Origin of the sequence: Haloferax sp. ATCC BAA-644 (genome assembly GCF_000336975.1) — an archaeon.
In the GTDB taxonomy this organism is placed as follows: Archaea; Halobacteriota; Halobacteria; order Halobacteriales; family Haloferacaceae; genus Haloferax; species Haloferax volcanii.
Genome location: NZ_AOLF01000013.1, coordinates 496,906 through 511,803 on the forward strand (window position 1 = coordinate 496,906; position 14,898 = coordinate 511,803).

Annotated in this window: 11 protein-coding genes, 1 tRNA gene and 1 pseudogene; 5 read left to right on the plus strand and 8 right to left on the minus strand. The window is 64.1% G+C overall.

Translation table 11 applies throughout. The features are described 5' to 3' along the window. Positions 1-189 precede the first annotated feature (189 nt). Complete coding sequence (locus tag C458_RS06330) at positions 190-3,681, plus strand: Eco57I restriction-modification methylase domain-containing protein (protein WP_239638770.1); 3,492 nt, start codon at positions 190-192, stop codon at positions 3,679-3,681. Next, positions 3,681-3,902 carry a hypothetical protein gene (locus C458_RS18230; protein WP_008574186.1) on the plus strand — a complete coding sequence of 74 codons (222 nt, stop codon included), beginning with the start codon at positions 3,681-3,683 and terminating at the stop codon, positions 3,900-3,902. Before C458_RS06330 ends, C458_RS18230 begins: the two co-directional genes overlap by 1 nt. Positions 3,903-4,367: 465 nt before the next feature. Here the strand turns inward: C458_RS18230 and C458_RS18925 are convergent. The 3 genes and pseudogenes from C458_RS18925 to C458_RS06350 all read right to left on the minus strand — a co-directional run. Then, a pseudogene (locus C458_RS18925) lies at positions 4,368-4,493 on the minus strand (hypothetical protein); the annotation flags it as partial. Positions 4,494-4,668: 175 nt separating this feature from the next. Beyond that, a complete protein-coding gene (locus C458_RS06345; RefSeq protein ID WP_008574189.1) occupies positions 4,669-6,552 on the minus strand; it encodes a DUF262 domain-containing protein in 1,884 nt (627 codons plus the stop codon). Positions 6,553-6,879: 327 nt separating this feature from the next. Continuing rightward, positions 6,880-6,954, minus strand: a tRNA-Arg gene (locus C458_RS06350). A gap of 94 nt (positions 6,955-7,048) precedes the next feature. On the opposite strand from C458_RS06350, the gene C458_RS06355 reads away from it, so the two are divergent. The 3 genes from C458_RS06355 (at position 7,049) to C458_RS06365 (ending at position 9,207) form a co-directional block, all read left to right on the plus strand. Beyond that, positions 7,049-7,903, plus strand: coding sequence for a geranylgeranylglycerol-phosphate geranylgeranyltransferase (locus C458_RS06355; RefSeq protein ID WP_008574190.1), 855 nt, complete (start codon positions 7,049-7,051; stop codon positions 7,901-7,903). A 187-nt stretch (positions 7,904-8,090) separates the two neighbouring features. Further along, on the plus strand, positions 8,091-8,702 hold the full coding sequence (locus C458_RS06360; RefSeq protein ID WP_008574192.1) for a hypothetical protein: 612 nt from the start codon (positions 8,091-8,093) through the stop codon (positions 8,700-8,702). Between the two features lie 85 nt (positions 8,703-8,787). Further along, complete coding sequence (locus C458_RS06365) at positions 8,788-9,207, plus strand: CoA-binding protein (RefSeq protein ID WP_008574193.1); 420 nt, start codon at positions 8,788-8,790, stop codon at positions 9,205-9,207. Positions 9,208-9,263: 56 nt separating this feature from the next. Here C458_RS06365 and C458_RS06370 read toward each other — a convergent pair whose 3' ends face one another. From C458_RS06370 to C458_RS06390, 5 genes are all read right to left on the minus strand, one after another. Further along, positions 9,264-10,244 carry a PLP-dependent cysteine synthase family protein gene (locus tag C458_RS06370; RefSeq protein WP_008574195.1) on the minus strand — a complete coding sequence of 327 codons (981 nt, stop codon included), beginning with the start codon at positions 10,242-10,244 and terminating at the stop codon, positions 9,264-9,266. 184 nt (positions 10,245-10,428) lie between these two features. Then, on the minus strand, positions 10,429-10,752 hold the full coding sequence (locus C458_RS06375) for a DUF5798 family protein (protein WP_008574197.1): 324 nt from the start codon (positions 10,750-10,752) through the stop codon (positions 10,429-10,431). Positions 10,753-10,853: 101 nt separating this feature from the next. Next, positions 10,854-11,912 (minus strand): ABC transporter permease, encoded by a 1,059-nt coding sequence (locus C458_RS06380; RefSeq protein ID WP_008574199.1) that lies wholly within the window; start codon positions 11,910-11,912, stop codon positions 10,854-10,856. Further along, a complete protein-coding gene (locus tag C458_RS06385; RefSeq protein ID WP_008574201.1) occupies positions 11,905-13,776 on the minus strand; it encodes an ABC transporter permease in 1,872 nt (623 codons plus the stop codon). The genes C458_RS06380 and C458_RS06385 overlap by 8 nt, the downstream gene beginning before the upstream one ends. After that, complete coding sequence (locus C458_RS06390) at positions 13,773-14,762, minus strand: ABC transporter ATP-binding protein (RefSeq protein WP_008574202.1); 990 nt, start codon at positions 14,760-14,762, stop codon at positions 13,773-13,775. The genes C458_RS06385 and C458_RS06390 overlap by 4 nt, the downstream gene beginning before the upstream one ends. Between the last annotated feature and the right edge of the window lie 136 nt (positions 14,763-14,898).

Below are 14,898 nucleotides of genomic sequence, written 5' to 3' on the forward strand. Positions count from 1 at the left end.
ACGTACGCGAGTTCTAACATCGAGTGGTGGGTACGCTGACGGGTGGCTTGTGAGCACCATCTTTCCACTGACACTTCTATACCGAGAATTAGTCACCCGAGCAGAACAGACCCGATGCGGTAATTTATAAATGATAAGGCATCAACGCACCTTCTATGTTTGAACTCTCGTCTCTCGGAGGGTCGTACGATGTCTGAATCGGGGATGGTCTCAGCCATTCGCTCCACGATTGAGGATTTCCTCTCGATACTACACGACCGTCTCGACGCGCGGCAACTGGAGAGGGTTCTCTCGGGTGACGAGACCATCACCAGTAGCAAGGTCCGACAGCGCCCGGAGGCCTTCGTTGAGGACGAGCTTCTCTGGGACCTGCTGGCCGACCTCGGTCTCGAACGTGACATCCGACCATACGGCGAAGGCGGCGGGCGAGGGGAGTGGCCGGATTTCGAAATCACCAACCTGAGTGAACCTGTGCTCGGGGAGGCGAAATCGTTGAACGGGATTGATGAAGGTGTACGCGATGCGCGTGAGTACCTCGACCGAAAGTCGCTCGGTCCCGATTTCGCGCTCGCGACGGACGGGTTTGAATGGTCACTTCTCAAAATCGAGCAGTCTGGCGACTCAACGAACTTCCCAGAACTGAATCGCATCAACCTCCGACCCGTCTTCCAGCAAATCGCAAGAGACCGGGGGTTCATCGGACAATCAGCGGTGGACCCACCGGACATCGACGAGGAACTGGCCGAGTTCGCGGCGACGTTCGCCCGAAACGCGTTCGACACTCGGTTGACCGAAGCCCCCCGCGAACTCCGCGACCGCCGACAGCGGGACGTGGAGGAGTTCTATGAGCTATACATCGAGTTGCTCTTCGGGGAGAGCAACGATTACGCAGACGACTATGATACCTGCCTCCTCGACGACATCAAGCCCCCCCGAGACGCGGATGTAGACGAGGACGAGAAACGCCTCTTCGCGGTCACGCTGATGAACCGGCTCCTGTTCATCAAGTTCCTCGAACAGCGTGAGGTCCTCGAACGCGACGACGAGGATGTCCCCTTCCTGCTCCAGCGTTTGCAGGAGTACGAGTCGATGCAGGACGAATTGGCGGCGAACTTCTACGAGTCACAGCTGAAGCCGCTGTTCTACGAACTCCTGAACACGGAGAAGGACGACCGTGACCCGAAATTCACGCGGGGCTGGTTCTCGGAGGTCGAATACCTCAACGGGGGACTGTTCCGCCCCAACGTAGACCGGGAGAAAGAGTACCGGGTCCTCGACAGGACGCTCCCAAACATCATCCGCGACCTCATCGAGGGGTCGCGCCTCGAACTGTCGTCGGGTCAGGCCTTCGACCCGGCGCTCATCGGGAGTGTGTTCGAGATGACCATCAACCACCTGAACGAGGACTCGGACCAATCCGACACGGGGGCGTACTACACGCCAAACGACGTGACGAATCTCATCACCGAGCAGTCGGTTGACCCCAAGCTCCGTGAGGAAATCATCGAGGGGTACGTCGAAACGATGGGGGGTGACGACGACGACGCCAGCATCATACGGGGGCAACTGGAGTCGAAGTCACTCGAAGAAATCCTCCAGCGCGTCGAGGAGGGTGAGGGGTGGTACGCAGACCCCGACGCGATAGACGCGGCTCTCGACCGGATAGGGAGTTTGACCGTCGTTGACCCTGCGTGTGGGTCCGGCCACTTCCTGACGACGGCGATGGACGAGATTCACCGCGCACAGGTGTCGTTGCTTCGCGGGAAGCTTGGCGACGAACCGCCTGCTGATGACCGATACGAGGCCAAGAAGACGCTCGCTCTGAACTCGATATACGGGGTGGACATCGAACCAGTGGGTGTCGAAATCGCCAAGCTCCGCGTCTGGCTCAAGATGGTCGAGGGGAATGGATGGTCGCCCTCGTTCGGTCGCCTCCCCAACATCGACGTGAACATCGAGGCCGGGAACTCCCTCGTCGGCTTCCCGGTTCGCGGCCCTGTCGAGAGCATCGACATCTGGGACGAGCGTATCGACGCGCTCGACGAACTCCGGCAGAACTACAAATTCGAAGAGGATGCCGACGAGCACGACCGCCGCGAAATCCGCCGCCTGCTTAGTGAAGAGATTCGTCCCGAGAAGGACCGGGAGTTCATCCAGCACCTCAACTTCGCGGTGGACACCCGCATCGAGACCGTCGAGGCGTTCGACCGTGTTGTCGAGAGCATCGACGAGAACACCCTGTTCCCTACCGTCGAGTCGGTGAAACTCCAGCGTGCGGATGGAGACAACATCGAGGCCGAAGACGACCTCGAAGAACTGGGGTACACGGTGTACTCGAAGAGTGCCCGGCTAGACGTTCAGTCGCGCGAGTCAGAACTGAAGAAGGGCGGGAACGGGAGTGCCCGGGAGGACCTCGAATCGGAACTGCGCGGCCTGCTCGAAGGAGACTACGTGTTCGATGAGTTCGTTCGCAAGCCGCTCTCGTGCGACCTCGACGACATCCTCGGTCGTCCGTTCCACTGGACGGTCGAGTTCCCCGAACTCGTCCGAGACGACATTGGCAGGCGAACTATTGACTTCGACATCCTCCTCGGGAACCCGCCCTACGGCGACCTCCTCTCCGATACCGAGAAGAGCCTCGTCGATGGGTACGACACCGGGAGCATCAACGACATCTCGGCCAACTTCGTCGAGCGGCAACTCCAGTTGCTCGCTGAGGACGGGTACTTCGGGAATATCACGACGCTCCGACTGGTGTATCAGGGATCGCTTGAGCCTCTCCACGACCTGATGGGCAAGAAGCTCTCCGGGACGCGTATCGCGTGCTTCGGGACGCGGCCCTCGCGAGTCTTCGAGAACGCGGACATCAAGGTCGCCATTATCACCGGCAAGCGAACGGAGAGCGATGACCCGATTTACACCAGCGACGGCATCATCTTTACCGACGAGAATCGGGAGGAGAAGTTCAGAGGCATCGAGTATGGTAGCACAGAGAACCTCGTACTACGTGACGAGATAGGCGGTGACGAAGGGAACCGTGCAATCCTCCCAAAGGTAGGCCCAGACATCAAGCGAGGGATTCTGGAGAAGCTACGCGACTACGACGGGGACGTATTCTCGGAAGTCTATGAGCGCGATGAGGTCTCTGATGGGTTCCCTGTCTGGCGGCGAGAAGGCCTCCGGTACTGGACGAATGTGATGAGAGAGGAACTGTATGAGGCGCGTGAAGTCAAGCCGATGTTCTACGAGACGGAATTGGAGCGGGATGCCGCGTTCATCGTACTCAACTCCTCTCTGTTCTATACGTACTGGCTGACCTACGGCAACTTCCATCATCTGAACTGGACCCAGATTAAGGCGTTCCCGTTCCCCGAGCAGGAGTCACTCAACGAACACGAGGAGGAAATCACCGAGCTTGCGGACGAACTATGGGAGGAGATGGAAGACCACTTCTACCCCGAGCGGGGCCGGACAGGTGAGTTCGAGATGAGCCCGGTGAAGCCGGTGGTTGACCGCGTAGACGACCTCCTACAAGACGTGTACGACCTAAGCGATGAAGAAGTGGAGTTCGTGCAGAACTACCTGACGGATTGCGGCCCCGGTATGGGACGTGTCGGCCCCCAGAACGAGGACGTTCGCGGGTACGGGGAGAGCGAGGCCGAGGTCGAAGCCGAAGACTGATGCAACGGTTCGTCCCGGGCGACCGCGTTCGTGTGGACATCCTCGACGAACGAGACCCCGATTTCGAAGCGTATCACGGTCGTCGCGCGGAGGTGGTCGAAGTCTTCGAGGATGACGCGGGCGACGAGACCGGCGACGAGCGCGATGAAGTACTGTACCGGGTGCGGCTGAACGACGGGGAACAGATGGACTTCCGCTGGCGCGACCTGCGGCCCGCCTGATGCGCTTAGGCAGGCGGGCTTGATTCGGCGTTGGGCTTCTCGGAGATACTCGCTCACGTCGATTCCATCGTCCTCCAGCGCGGCTCTGAGCCCCCGGAGGTAGAGTTCGGCGGCCTCGTTCCAGTCGCAGGTGTAGGCTTCGAGGTCGTCCAGATGTTCTTCTACCGCGTCAAGCCGTTCTTCGAGTTGGTCCACCGTGGGCTGGGCCGCTGTGACCGTATCGAGTCGTCGTTTGTGCTGGTCAATTCTCTCCCGTATCGCGCGAACCTCTGCCTGCAAGCCAACGGTCGCGCCCTCGCTCGACCTTTCGTCACGAAGGGGGCTGAACAATCCTCGCTCGATTGCTCGCCTCGCAGTTCCGGTAAGGTGGGCGACCTTTGGCGGACTCCGTTCACCGAATCCTTGGTCAGCGTATGTTACGGAGATGAGACCAAGTTCTTCGAGCCGCCGGAAACGGTAGTTCGCCGCGTCACGCGAGAGTCCAGTTCGCTGTCTGATGTCGGTCATCGACGCTTCTCCACCGTAGTACTCGACCGCACGGAGGAACCGGAGTCCCTTGGTATCGACGTGACGGGCTACATCTGATGTCATATCGAAGACTCCTCCTACAAGCCCATATGAGCACTCCCACCCCGAAAACGCCGTGTAGTCTTGGTGTGAGAACGAGAACGTGTAGAAACCATGATTTCCCCGCTTCAAAACAACTGGCGACCCCTTCTATAAGACCTCCCCCGTGAACCGCCCGTGCTGGAGGCTTCGAGGGGGGTTACTTCACGTAGTTCTCATCGAGATGGTCAATCAACTGTTCCTCACGCGCTTCGATGAATTCCTCCGCGTTACTCGGGTCGAGGGAGACATCCGGGTACTGGTTCACCCGCTTGAGTTCATCTACCTCTGCATCCCCGATAGTATCGAACCATTCCTCGGGCCACATCTCTCGCTTGTCCTCGCGGTTGAGTGGATGGTAAAGTAGCTGGAGGTTCCCAAGCCGGTCAAGATCAACCTCGTGACCGACTGCTTCTTCGATTTCCTCGGCTTTGTCACGGGGGAAGATGTGGTCTACGTCGTAGTCACCGATGTCCCGCGTTGAATGGGTTGTATAGGCCCCATCAAGCAAACCGAGGATAGCCGCGACGTTCTTGTTGGTGAACACGGGTTGGCCCGGTTCTCCCGTGTAGTGAGCGTTCTCGACGACGAGACTGATATCTTCGCGAGAAGGATTGAGGTTCTCATGAGCGAGCAGTTCGTCTCCCGGGAAGACCTCGTACTCGTCCTGCCGGTCGTGGAGATACCGCATCCAACTACGCGCGTTCCCGATGGTGAACACCGAATATGACTGGTGGAGAAGTAGACACTGGGCGATGAACCGGAAGAAGGCATTTCGATTCTCGTTATTCACCTCTGCATCAGGATTGTAGTAGTAGAACACACCGAGAACGGCGATGATGGGCATGTTGCTCATCACTTTCGGGCGAATCCCAGCATCGATGATAGTTTCGAAGGCGTCTTCGAGACGCGACCGGAACCACTCGAATCGACCATAGGTCGGGGCTGGACTTCCGTCAAGCCACTTCTCTCGCAGAACGTCCATATCCCCCTCTGAGAAGCGACGGAGGTCGTCGCCCGCGAGGTCGCGTTTGATGAGATACGATGAGTACCGCATGAACAAGTCTCGGCTCATCTGCTGTTCGTACTCGGGGAACTGACGGCAGAACTCGTTTATCCACTGCTCGACCTGTTCGCGTGGATTGATGCGAAGGTCTTCATCTTCGGCGTACGGCCAGTAGCTCATCAGCCGCGACATGAATATCTGGTAAGGCTTCGGGTCCGAGCCTTCCATATTGAGCCGCTGGAATATCTCGGGGATGTCCGTCTGCGCGTGGTCCACAGAATCGTTCTTAAGGTCTGCTGTGAGAACCTCACTACGAAGGTCACGGACGACGGTAGATGCGATTTCACGAAGTGTAAGTCGAGTGGATTCATCCACCGGCATCGCGGCATCACCGGTATGCTCGCTTACGATGTCTCGCGCTTCACCTTGATTTACGAGGCCGTCGTCCCAGAGAGCACCGACGGGCATCCAGAGGTGGTGAGTCCCGTTGATTTGCTCGTACCGGGTTTCCGCGTCTTTCCCGAACCCATCAACGCGCCTGAACTGGAACTCGTAGTCGCCGCGCACGTCGGCGTCGTTGAAGTCTGGGTGACCGAACAAGTCGATGCAGAGTTGCTTCTGTTCCCAGTTTTCTAGCTCATCTCGGGGATACCCACTACCTCCCCGATATTTCGCGATGGCCCCGCAGACGCCGATGTACAGTGAGTTCAGTCGTTGTTGGCCGTCGATGACCAGTACTTCCGGCGAGGTCCCTTCGGGCATCGGGTCGTTGTGTCGAGTGAATCCAGCGTCGCTCACTTCATATGGCGGGTGGCCTTTGCTCGCGATGTATTGCCCCAGAAATCGATACGCATTGAAGTTCTCGACGTTACTGGCTCGCACGTTCCATTCGGTGAGGATTCCAACGGGATAATCGCGGATGAGAGAGTCGAACAGGCTGGCAATTTGCGTGGGCGACCAGACGAATTCCCGTTGAAGTCCGGGGAGGAAGATGTAGTCGTTAATCCCGGTGAGGTAATCTTTTACGGACCGGCTCATGTCACCGGAGTCGTATTTAAATCATAAAAATCGCCCGGTCATCTAGGTGAGTGCAATTAGGGTTGCAGAAGGAAGCACCAGTCACCGGAGAAAACGCGGCGCGCGCGGTGGCCGCATCGCTTGTTGACTCGTCCATTTCGTGCGAGTCACCGCGCACCTGAACTCAACCTACAGGCTTATGTCGATTGTCTGTGATGTTGGCACCAGCGAATCGCACGACGGCGGTGACTACCGTTACGAAGTATAACGAACCCTTCCGCGAGAAGGAGGGGTTCAATATATACACCCCTACGCGGTCTGTTGGTTCCAAAACGTTAGATTTCGTGATGGGCGCTACAGGATTTGAACCCGTGGCAACTTGGTCCGAAGCCAAGCACTCTGTCCAGACTGAGCTAAGCGCCCTACATGACTTCGTCTGTCGTGGATTGCTTTAAATGGATTGATTCGGGGCGGCGACTCCGCGCGATTTATACGCGGTCTCCGAACAGTACGTGGTATGTCTCTCGGAGCGCGGGCACGCGGGTTCGCGGAACTCACCCGACCGGGAAACGCGGTCGCCGCGGGCGTTCTCACGTTCACCGGGGCGTTCGTCGCCGGGGCGTCACCGAGCGACGCGCTCATCGTCGTCGCGGCGATGCTCGCCACCGTGTTCGCAACGGGTGCGGGCAACGCCATCAACGACTACTTCGACCGCGATATCGACCGCATCAATCGCCCGGACCGGCCGATTCCCCGCGGCGCGGTGACCGCGCCCGAGGCCAAGTGGTTCAGCGTCGCGCTGTTCGGCGGCGCGGTCGTCTCGGCGCTCGTCCTCCCGGTCGTCGCCATCGCCATCGCCGTGGTCAACCTCGTCGCGCTCCTCGCGTACACGGAGTTCTTCAAGGGTCTCCCCGGCGTCGGCAACGTCGTCGTCGCCGCGCTCACCGGCTCGACGTTCCTCTTCGGCGGCGCGGCCATCGGTGAGCCGTTGGGCGCGGTCGTCCTCTGCGTGCTCGCCGCGCTGGCGACGCTGACCCGCGAAATCGTCAAAGACGTCGAGGACATCGGCGGCGACAGAGAAGAGGGACTTCGAACGCTCCCCATCGTCGTCGGCGAGGCGGCGTCGCTGTGGCTCGGCGCGGTCGTCCTCGTGGTCGCCGTCGGCGCGAGCGCGGTGCCGTTCGTCCGGGGGGAGTTCGGACTGGCGTATCTCGGCGTGGTCGTCCCCGCCGACGCGCTCATGCTCGCCGCCACCGCGCAGTCGTTCGGTAATCCGGCCGCGGCCCAGCGCCGACTCAAACACGGGATGTTCTTGGCGGCGTTCGCGTTCATCCTCGGACGGGCGACGGCGCCAGCGGGAAGTCTGTTATAAGTGATTATGGACGGACAATCGGCAAGTTCCCGGAGAACGCCCCGACGAGCCGGAACTGTTCGATCCTCCAATCAAAAAGAATATTACCGGCTCACTGTATCATCGTACTATCCGATGACCCCCGGCGAGCGGAAGCGTCACGCGAGCGCGTTCCTCGGAGTCGACGACATCGAGCCGAGGTACCTGTATGTATAATCTGGGCGCTGATCTCGACGTCGAGGTCGAACCGGGCACGAACCTCCTCCTCGTCGGACCGGCGTTGACCGGCAAGCGTTCGCTGGCGCTCGACATCCTCGCGGAGGGGGCCCGGAGCGGTGAGGGGGCGGTCATCGTCACGACCAAAGACGGCGCGGACCGCATCCTCAACGACTTCGGCAAGCGACTCGACTACGAGGGCAAGCCCGTCGCGGTCGTCGACTGCGTCACGAAACAGCAGGGCGTCGGCGAGGTCCGCGACGACGACCGAATCCGGTACACGTCGTCGCCGGTCGACATGACCGGAATCGGAATCAAGCTCTCGGAAATCCTCCAGGAGTACTACCAGGACCGCGGGCTGCCGGAGAACCGCATCATGCTCCACTCGCTTTCGACGCTGCTGATGTACGCCGACCTCCAGACCGTCTTTCGGTTTCTGCACGTGTTCACCGGCCGCATCCAGAGCGTCGGCGGCCTCGGCGTGTTCACCATCGACGCCGACGCCCACGACGACCGGACGATGAACACCATCAAACAGCTGTTCGACGGCATCATCACGACCCACGAGGACGCGCCGCCGGACATCCGCATCGCGGACCACTAGCCGGTTCGGCGCGCGCCGGACTGGGACGGCGGCCGCGCCGCACAGCCGCCTGACGTTTTTATCCGCAGACGGCCACGTCGTAGGTATGCCCATCACCAGCGACGACGACATCCGCGCGCTGTTCGACGCCGAGACCATCGCGGTCGTCGGCTGTTCGGCCACGGCCGGCAAGCCCGCCCACGACATCCCGGCGTACATGCAGCGCCACGGCTACCGCGTCGTCCCGGTCAACCCCTTCCACGACGAAATCCTCGGTGAGACGGCGTACGACTCGCTGGCCGACGTGGACGAAGACGTCGACCTCGTGGACGTGTTCCGACCGTCCGAGGAGGCGGGCGACATCGTCGACGCCGCAATCGAGCGCGCCGCCGACCGCGGCGACGTGGCGGCGGTCTGGCTCCAACTCGGCATCCGCGACGACGACGCGGCCGCCCGCGCCGAGGAAGCCGGACTCTCGTTCGTTCAGGACAAGTGCTTCAAGGTCGAGCACTCGCGGCTCGCCTGAGCGCCCGCTGAACCGGCGATTCGACCGGGGTCAGCTTCCGGCCGGCCTGTTCTACTCTACCCTTCCCACGACTCGAAGTCGCCGTAGACGCCCTTCGAGAGATATCGCTCCGAGGAGTCGGGGAAGACCGTGACGACGGCGTCGTGCGGGAGGTCGAGGTCGCCGGCGGCGGCGCGCTCGGCCACGTCGACGGCGGCCAGCGAGTTGGCGGCGGCGCTCGACGCGACGAGGTGGCCCTCCTCGGCGGCGAGGCGCCGCATCTCGTCGTGGGTGTCGCGGTCGGCGATTTGGACGATTTCGTCCACCTGCTCGGGGTCGAACAGCTCGTTCGTCGCGGGGTCGTGCGTGCCGATGCCCTCGGTCTTGTACGACGCCTCCGCCACGTCGCGGCCGTGGAGCCGAGCGTAGAGCGACCCCTCGGGTTCGACGGCGGTGACGAACGTGTCTTCGTTGCGCTCGCGGCCGTAGCGCGCGATTCCCATCAGCGTGCCCGCGGTGCCGCAGCCGGCGACGAGCGCGCCGACCTCGCCGTCGAGCGCATCGTACATCTCGGGCGCGGTCGTCTCGTAGTGCGCCTCGGGGTTGAGCGGGTTGGAGAACTGCTGGGGGACGACGGCGTCGTCGAGTTCGTCGGCGAGCTTGTGAGCGCGGTCGATGGCGCCGCCCATCCCGTCTTCGGTGGGCGTGTTCACCACGTCGGCTCCGAGCGCGCGCATGAGCGTCTGTTTTTCCACGCTGAACCGCTCGGGGACGACGAACACCGCGCGGATGCCGAGCTGTCCGGCCGCGACGGCGAAGCCGATACCGGTGTTGCCGGCGGTCGGCTCGACGATGGTGCCGCCCTCGGGGAGTTCGCCCGATTCGAGCATCCGTTCGAGCATGTACTTCCCGATGCGGTCTTTGACGCTCGCGCCCGGGTTGAACGATTCGAGCTTCGCGTAGACGGGCACGTCGTCGGGCGACGCGTGGACCCTGACGAGCGGCGTCTCGCCGACGGTGTCGAGCACCGAGTCGAAGGGTTCGCGGTGCGTAGTCATACGCGGGCAAAAGTTGCCCCCGACCCTGAACGTTTTCATCCCGTTGTCCCCCTCGTCGGAGGTCGGTGCGTGGATGGGTCGGGTCGTATCGGTCGGTCACAGTCGCCTCTCGGGGACTCCGAGACGAGGCTAGGGCTGGGTGCGAAACCGACAGAAAACGGGGAGAGTCGGAGAGTCGGCGTGCTTACGCGTCGTCGGTGGTGGCGTCACTCGACGCGTCGGCATCGGCGTCGGCGGTCTCGTCGGCGGCCGCGTCGTCCTCGGCCTCGGAGATGTGCGCCTGCGCGATGGCGGCGTCGAGGTCGACGCCCTGTTCCTCCGCGATGGCTTCGAGAATCGCCCGCTGTTCGGCGTTCTCGGCTTCGAGCCGGTCGACGCGCGACTTCGTCTCGTTGACCGTCTCGCGGACCTCGACGACCTGCTCGCGCAGTTCGTTGAGCTTCTTGTACACGTCTTCGGCCATCTCTGCGACCTTCTGGAGCTTCTTCGCGGTGCCTCCGAGTGCCATGTGTCGCCTCTCGGACTCGGGGCTTGTACGACTTCCGGTGCGGCGTCGCGAGAAAGCCGGCCACGAACACCGAGAGCGGGGCGGGGCGGGGACACCGGGTCTCAGCCGAGTTCGTTCGGGTCCACTCGGTCGACGACGATCCGGAGGCCGACGAGCGCGACGACGCCGACGAAGACGAGCCCCGCGACGGCGGCTCTCGCGCCGACGCCCGCGGTCCCGAGCGCCAGTCGCGCGGCCGTGTTCGCGGGGTTCAGCGGCAGCAGCGACGTGCCCGCGAAGACGAGGAGCACGCCGATGGAGTACAGGAGCTGTGCGACCCGGCGGTCGGGCGAGGTAATCGCCACCGCCGCGCCGAGGGTGACGACGACGGCCGAGAGCCCGGCGACCATGCCGAACAGCCAGGGCACGCTCTCGATGGCCGTCCCGTTCAGGTGGAGGAGCAGCATCCACGCGACGGCCTGCACCGGAGCCAGTCCGCCGGCCGCGAGGAGCTTCCCGTCCACGACGGCCGCGAAGCTCACGGGCGCGACCCGCAGGAGTTCGAGCGTCCCGCGGGCGACCTCCTCCGTGAGCGAATCGACCACGAGCGACCCCGAGATGAACACGGGCAGGAACAACAACAGCGGGACGAGCACCGTATAGGTGAAGCCGAAGTACGGGCTCGACTCCGCCGCCGGCGGGAGGGAAAGCGGGTCCGTTTCGAGGAAGGCGCGCCGTTCCGCGCGCTCGTTGCGCTCCAGTTCGCGGAGCGCGTCGCGGAGGCGGGTGACGACCGCCGTCGTCTCCACGCCCGTGTCGGGCGCGACCGCCGCGACCCGTATTCTGCCGTCCTCTCCCGTCGATGCCTCTAAGACGGCATCGACCTCCCGCTCGTGGAACGCCGTCATCGCTGCCGACGTGGAGGCGTACGGTCGCCCGCTGAGCCCGTCTTCGGACCCGACGGCGCGCAGCAGGTCCTCGACGGCCTCCTCGTCGCCCGCGACGGCCACGTCCACCTGATAGCTCGCCGCGCCGGGGTCGTACAGCGAGACGAGGCCGACGACGAGGAACGACGAGAACGCCGCGACGAACAGCTGGATGGCCAGCGCCAGCACGATGGTCTTTTCCTTGCGGAGACTGCCGAGTTCGCGCCGGGCGATGGCGAGTCGCGGGCTACCCAAGGGCGCTCACCACCTGAAGGTTGTAGCCGAGGTGAATGGCGATTGCACCCGCGAGCGCGACGCCGTAGGCAGAGCGCCCCCGACTCGCCCCGAAGGCGGTCACGCTGGCGGTCACCGCGTGGAGCACGAGCGGCGCGAGGAACAGCCCGAGGACGACGAGGGCGCTCGCGCCGGTGCCGCCGGCGATGCCGACGCCGGAGGGCGCGAAGGCGGTCTGGCCGAGCGTGAGCGACTGCAACCCGGCGAGTTGGGCGATGGCGGTGAACTTCTCGCCGACGAAGAAGCCGAGGCCGGAGAGCCCGCCGAGGACGAGCGACGACCGGAGCGTCCGCGAAAAGCGCGCCTTCTCGAAGGCGGCGAGGACGTGGAGGCTCTTTGCCAACTCCTCGATGACCGCGACCGCGACGAGCACCATCGGGACGGTCAGGTCCACCGGGAGGACGAATAGCACGGCGATGGCCAGCAGTTCCGCGATGAAGACGAACGGAATCGATAGCGCCGACAGGGTCGCAACCGAGCGCGCCCGGGAGATGCGGCTGTCGAGCGCGTCGAGGAACTTCAGCGGGACCGGTCGCTGGGTGAACATGTCCTCCTCGCGGTAGACGCCGACGCCGAGGAGGAACAACACGCCCGCGGCGAGGAGAATCGGCCCGACGGAAAACAGGAACTCGCCGAGCGGAATCGACTCGCCCGCGAGGTCGCGCACGACGAGCGTCAGCGGCGAGATGAGCGCGATTGGCGTGACGTTCGTGAAGATGGCCGGGACGAACGTGTACGTCGTCAGGAACACCGACACCGTCACCGTGACGAACGTGAGTTCCTTGAACGAGCGGGCGAACATCGCGCCGACGAACGTCGACGCGAGGAACAGGAGGCCGACGGGGACGACCGCGGCCACCGAGACGACGCCGCCGCCGACCGCCGCCGCGATGGCGACGGTGATGCCGACCGTGCCGAGCAGATACGGCAGCGTCTTGCCGGCGACGATGTCGCCCGGCGAGATGGGCGCGACGAGGAGCAGTTCGCCGCGGCGGTTGATGCGCTCGTTGAGGATGCTCGACCCGTACGCCTGAATCACGAAGTTCATCGGCACGAGGAAGGCGAAGGCGAGGACGAGCGAGGCGAACGGGAACGGCGGACTGATGCTCGCCGGCGACCCGCTGGTGTCGCCGCCGAAGAGGCCCGCCATCCCGCCGAGCGACGGGGCGTCGACGCTGCCGTCGTCGGCCGCCGCGGCGTCGGACGCGCTCGGGCCGCCGCCGGCTGTCCCGCCCGCGCCGTCACCGGCACCGGACGCGCCGCTCCCGGCTCCGGTTCCAGCGTCGGCTCCGCCGCTGTCACCGGTTCCGGCTCCGCCACCACCCCCGCCCGCACCGCCGTTGACGCGGCTTCCGGCCGGGACGAGCGCGTCGCGCTCGCGGTACTGGAGGTCCACGACGACCGGGAACGCCGCGGACTGGTTCTCCTCGCGGGCCATCTGTCGCTCGTTGTACGACTGGACCGCGTCGCGGAACGCGGCGTAGGCGGCCCGGCCGGTCTGTGTGTCCGCGACGGAGATGTGCGTCTCGCTGACGACGAGCTCGACGTTCGGGTCCGAGACGGGCCGCGGGTCGAGCGCCGACGACCGATCGACCGCGTCGTAGTAGGGGCTGTCGCCGGCGATGCCGACGCGGTAGAGGTCGCGGTCGAGCGCGACTCCGCCGCCGGCCGCGCCGGCCGCGATGCCGCCGGCGACGAGGACGGCGACGAGACCGATTGCGGCGGTCCGGCGGTCGAGCGTCCCCGCCGAGCGCGACACCTCCCAGCGGGCGATGCGGAGCACGGTCCGGGCGTGCGCGACGAGTCGGGTTCGGAGGTCGGTCACGACTGCCCGCGTCCTCCGGCGACGCGCTGTTCGCGCTCGTCGTCGTACTCGCGCTCGCCGTCAGCGGCCTGCCCGCGGCCGCCCTCGGCTTCGCTCGTCGTCGGTGCCTCGCGGGCGAGGCGGAGGAAGATGTCCTCCAGCGACGCCTCGTCGGTTCGGATGTCGGCGACGCGGCCGCCGGCGGCCTCGGCGCGCTCGCGGAGCGACTCGACGGCCGACATCTCGTCGACGACGGCGACGTGGCGCTCCTCGCCACCGACCTCGTCGTCCGCGGGGAGCGTCTCCGCGAGCGGGACGGTCGTGAAGACGCGGTAGGTCGTCTCGCCGTGTTCCGCGCGAATCTCGGGGACCGTCCCGCGGGCGATGATTTCCCCGCGGTTCATGATGACGACGCGGTCGCAGATGGACTCGACGTGAAAGAGGTTGTGCGCGCTGAAGACGACCGTCTTGTCCTCGTCGCGGAGTTCGCGGACGAACTCCAAGACGACGTTCGTCGTCAGCGGGTCGAGGCCGCTGGCCGGTTCGTCGTAGATGAGCAGGTCGGGGTCGTTGACGAGCGACCGGGCGATGGCGACCTTGCGCTTCATCCCCTTCGACATGTCCCCGAGTCGGCGGTCGCGGTACTCGAGGTCGAGGCGGTCGAGCACCGCGCCGGTGCGCTCGTCGGCCACGTCGCGGGGCACGTCGTAGAGGTCGGCGAAGAATCGGAGGTACGACCGCGCGGTCATGTCCTCGTACAGCGGCGACTCCTCGGGGAGAAAGCCGAGGTTGCGCCGCATCGCCGGCTCCTCGGGGTCGTATCCGAGCACCGACGCCGACCCGCCGGTCGGTTCGACGAGTCCGGCGAGCATCTTCAGCGTCGTCGTCTTCCCCGCGCCGTTGGGGCCGACGATGCCGAACACCTCGCCCGACTCGACCGAGAAGTCGCTTCCCACGACGGCGGGGAAGTCGCCGTAGGTCTTCCGCAGGTTCTCGACCGTAATCATTGAGAGAGTTTCACGCGGGACGGCATAAAAAGCGTTCGCGCGGGGTTTCAGGATTGATAGCCTTCACCTTCGCGGGGCAACAGTTTCGCCGCCCCGCGGCCGGGAGTGAACGAATGCTCGCGCCGCCGGGAACCGA

What these genes read in the sequence shown, in the direction of transcription:
- C458_RS06330 (WP_239638770.1), top strand. Translation starts at nt 190, where the DNA reads ATGTCTGAATCGGGGATGGTCTCAGCCATTCGCTCCACGATTGAGGAT.
- C458_RS18230 (WP_008574186.1), top strand. Translation starts at nt 3,681, where the DNA reads ATGCAACGGTTCGTCCCGGGCGACCGCGTTCGTGTGGACATCCTCGAC.
- C458_RS06345 (WP_008574189.1), bottom strand. Translation starts at nt 6,552, where the DNA reads ATGAGCCGGTCCGTAAAAGATTACCTCACCGGGATTAACGACTACATC.
- C458_RS06355 (WP_008574190.1), top strand. Translation starts at nt 7,049, where the DNA reads ATGTCTCTCGGAGCGCGGGCACGCGGGTTCGCGGAACTCACCCGACCG.
- C458_RS06360 (WP_008574192.1), top strand. Translation starts at nt 8,091, where the DNA reads ATGTATAATCTGGGCGCTGATCTCGACGTCGAGGTCGAACCGGGCACG.
- C458_RS06365 (WP_008574193.1), top strand. Translation starts at nt 8,788, where the DNA reads ATGCCCATCACCAGCGACGACGACATCCGCGCGCTGTTCGACGCCGAG.
- C458_RS06370 (WP_008574195.1), bottom strand. Translation starts at nt 10,244, where the DNA reads ATGACTACGCACCGCGAACCCTTCGACTCGGTGCTCGACACCGTCGGC.
- C458_RS06375 (WP_008574197.1), bottom strand. Translation starts at nt 10,752, where the DNA reads ATGGCACTCGGAGGCACCGCGAAGAAGCTCCAGAAGGTCGCAGAGATG.
- C458_RS06390 (WP_008574202.1), bottom strand. Translation starts at nt 14,762, where the DNA reads ATGATTACGGTCGAGAACCTGCGGAAGACCTACGGCGACTTCCCCGCC.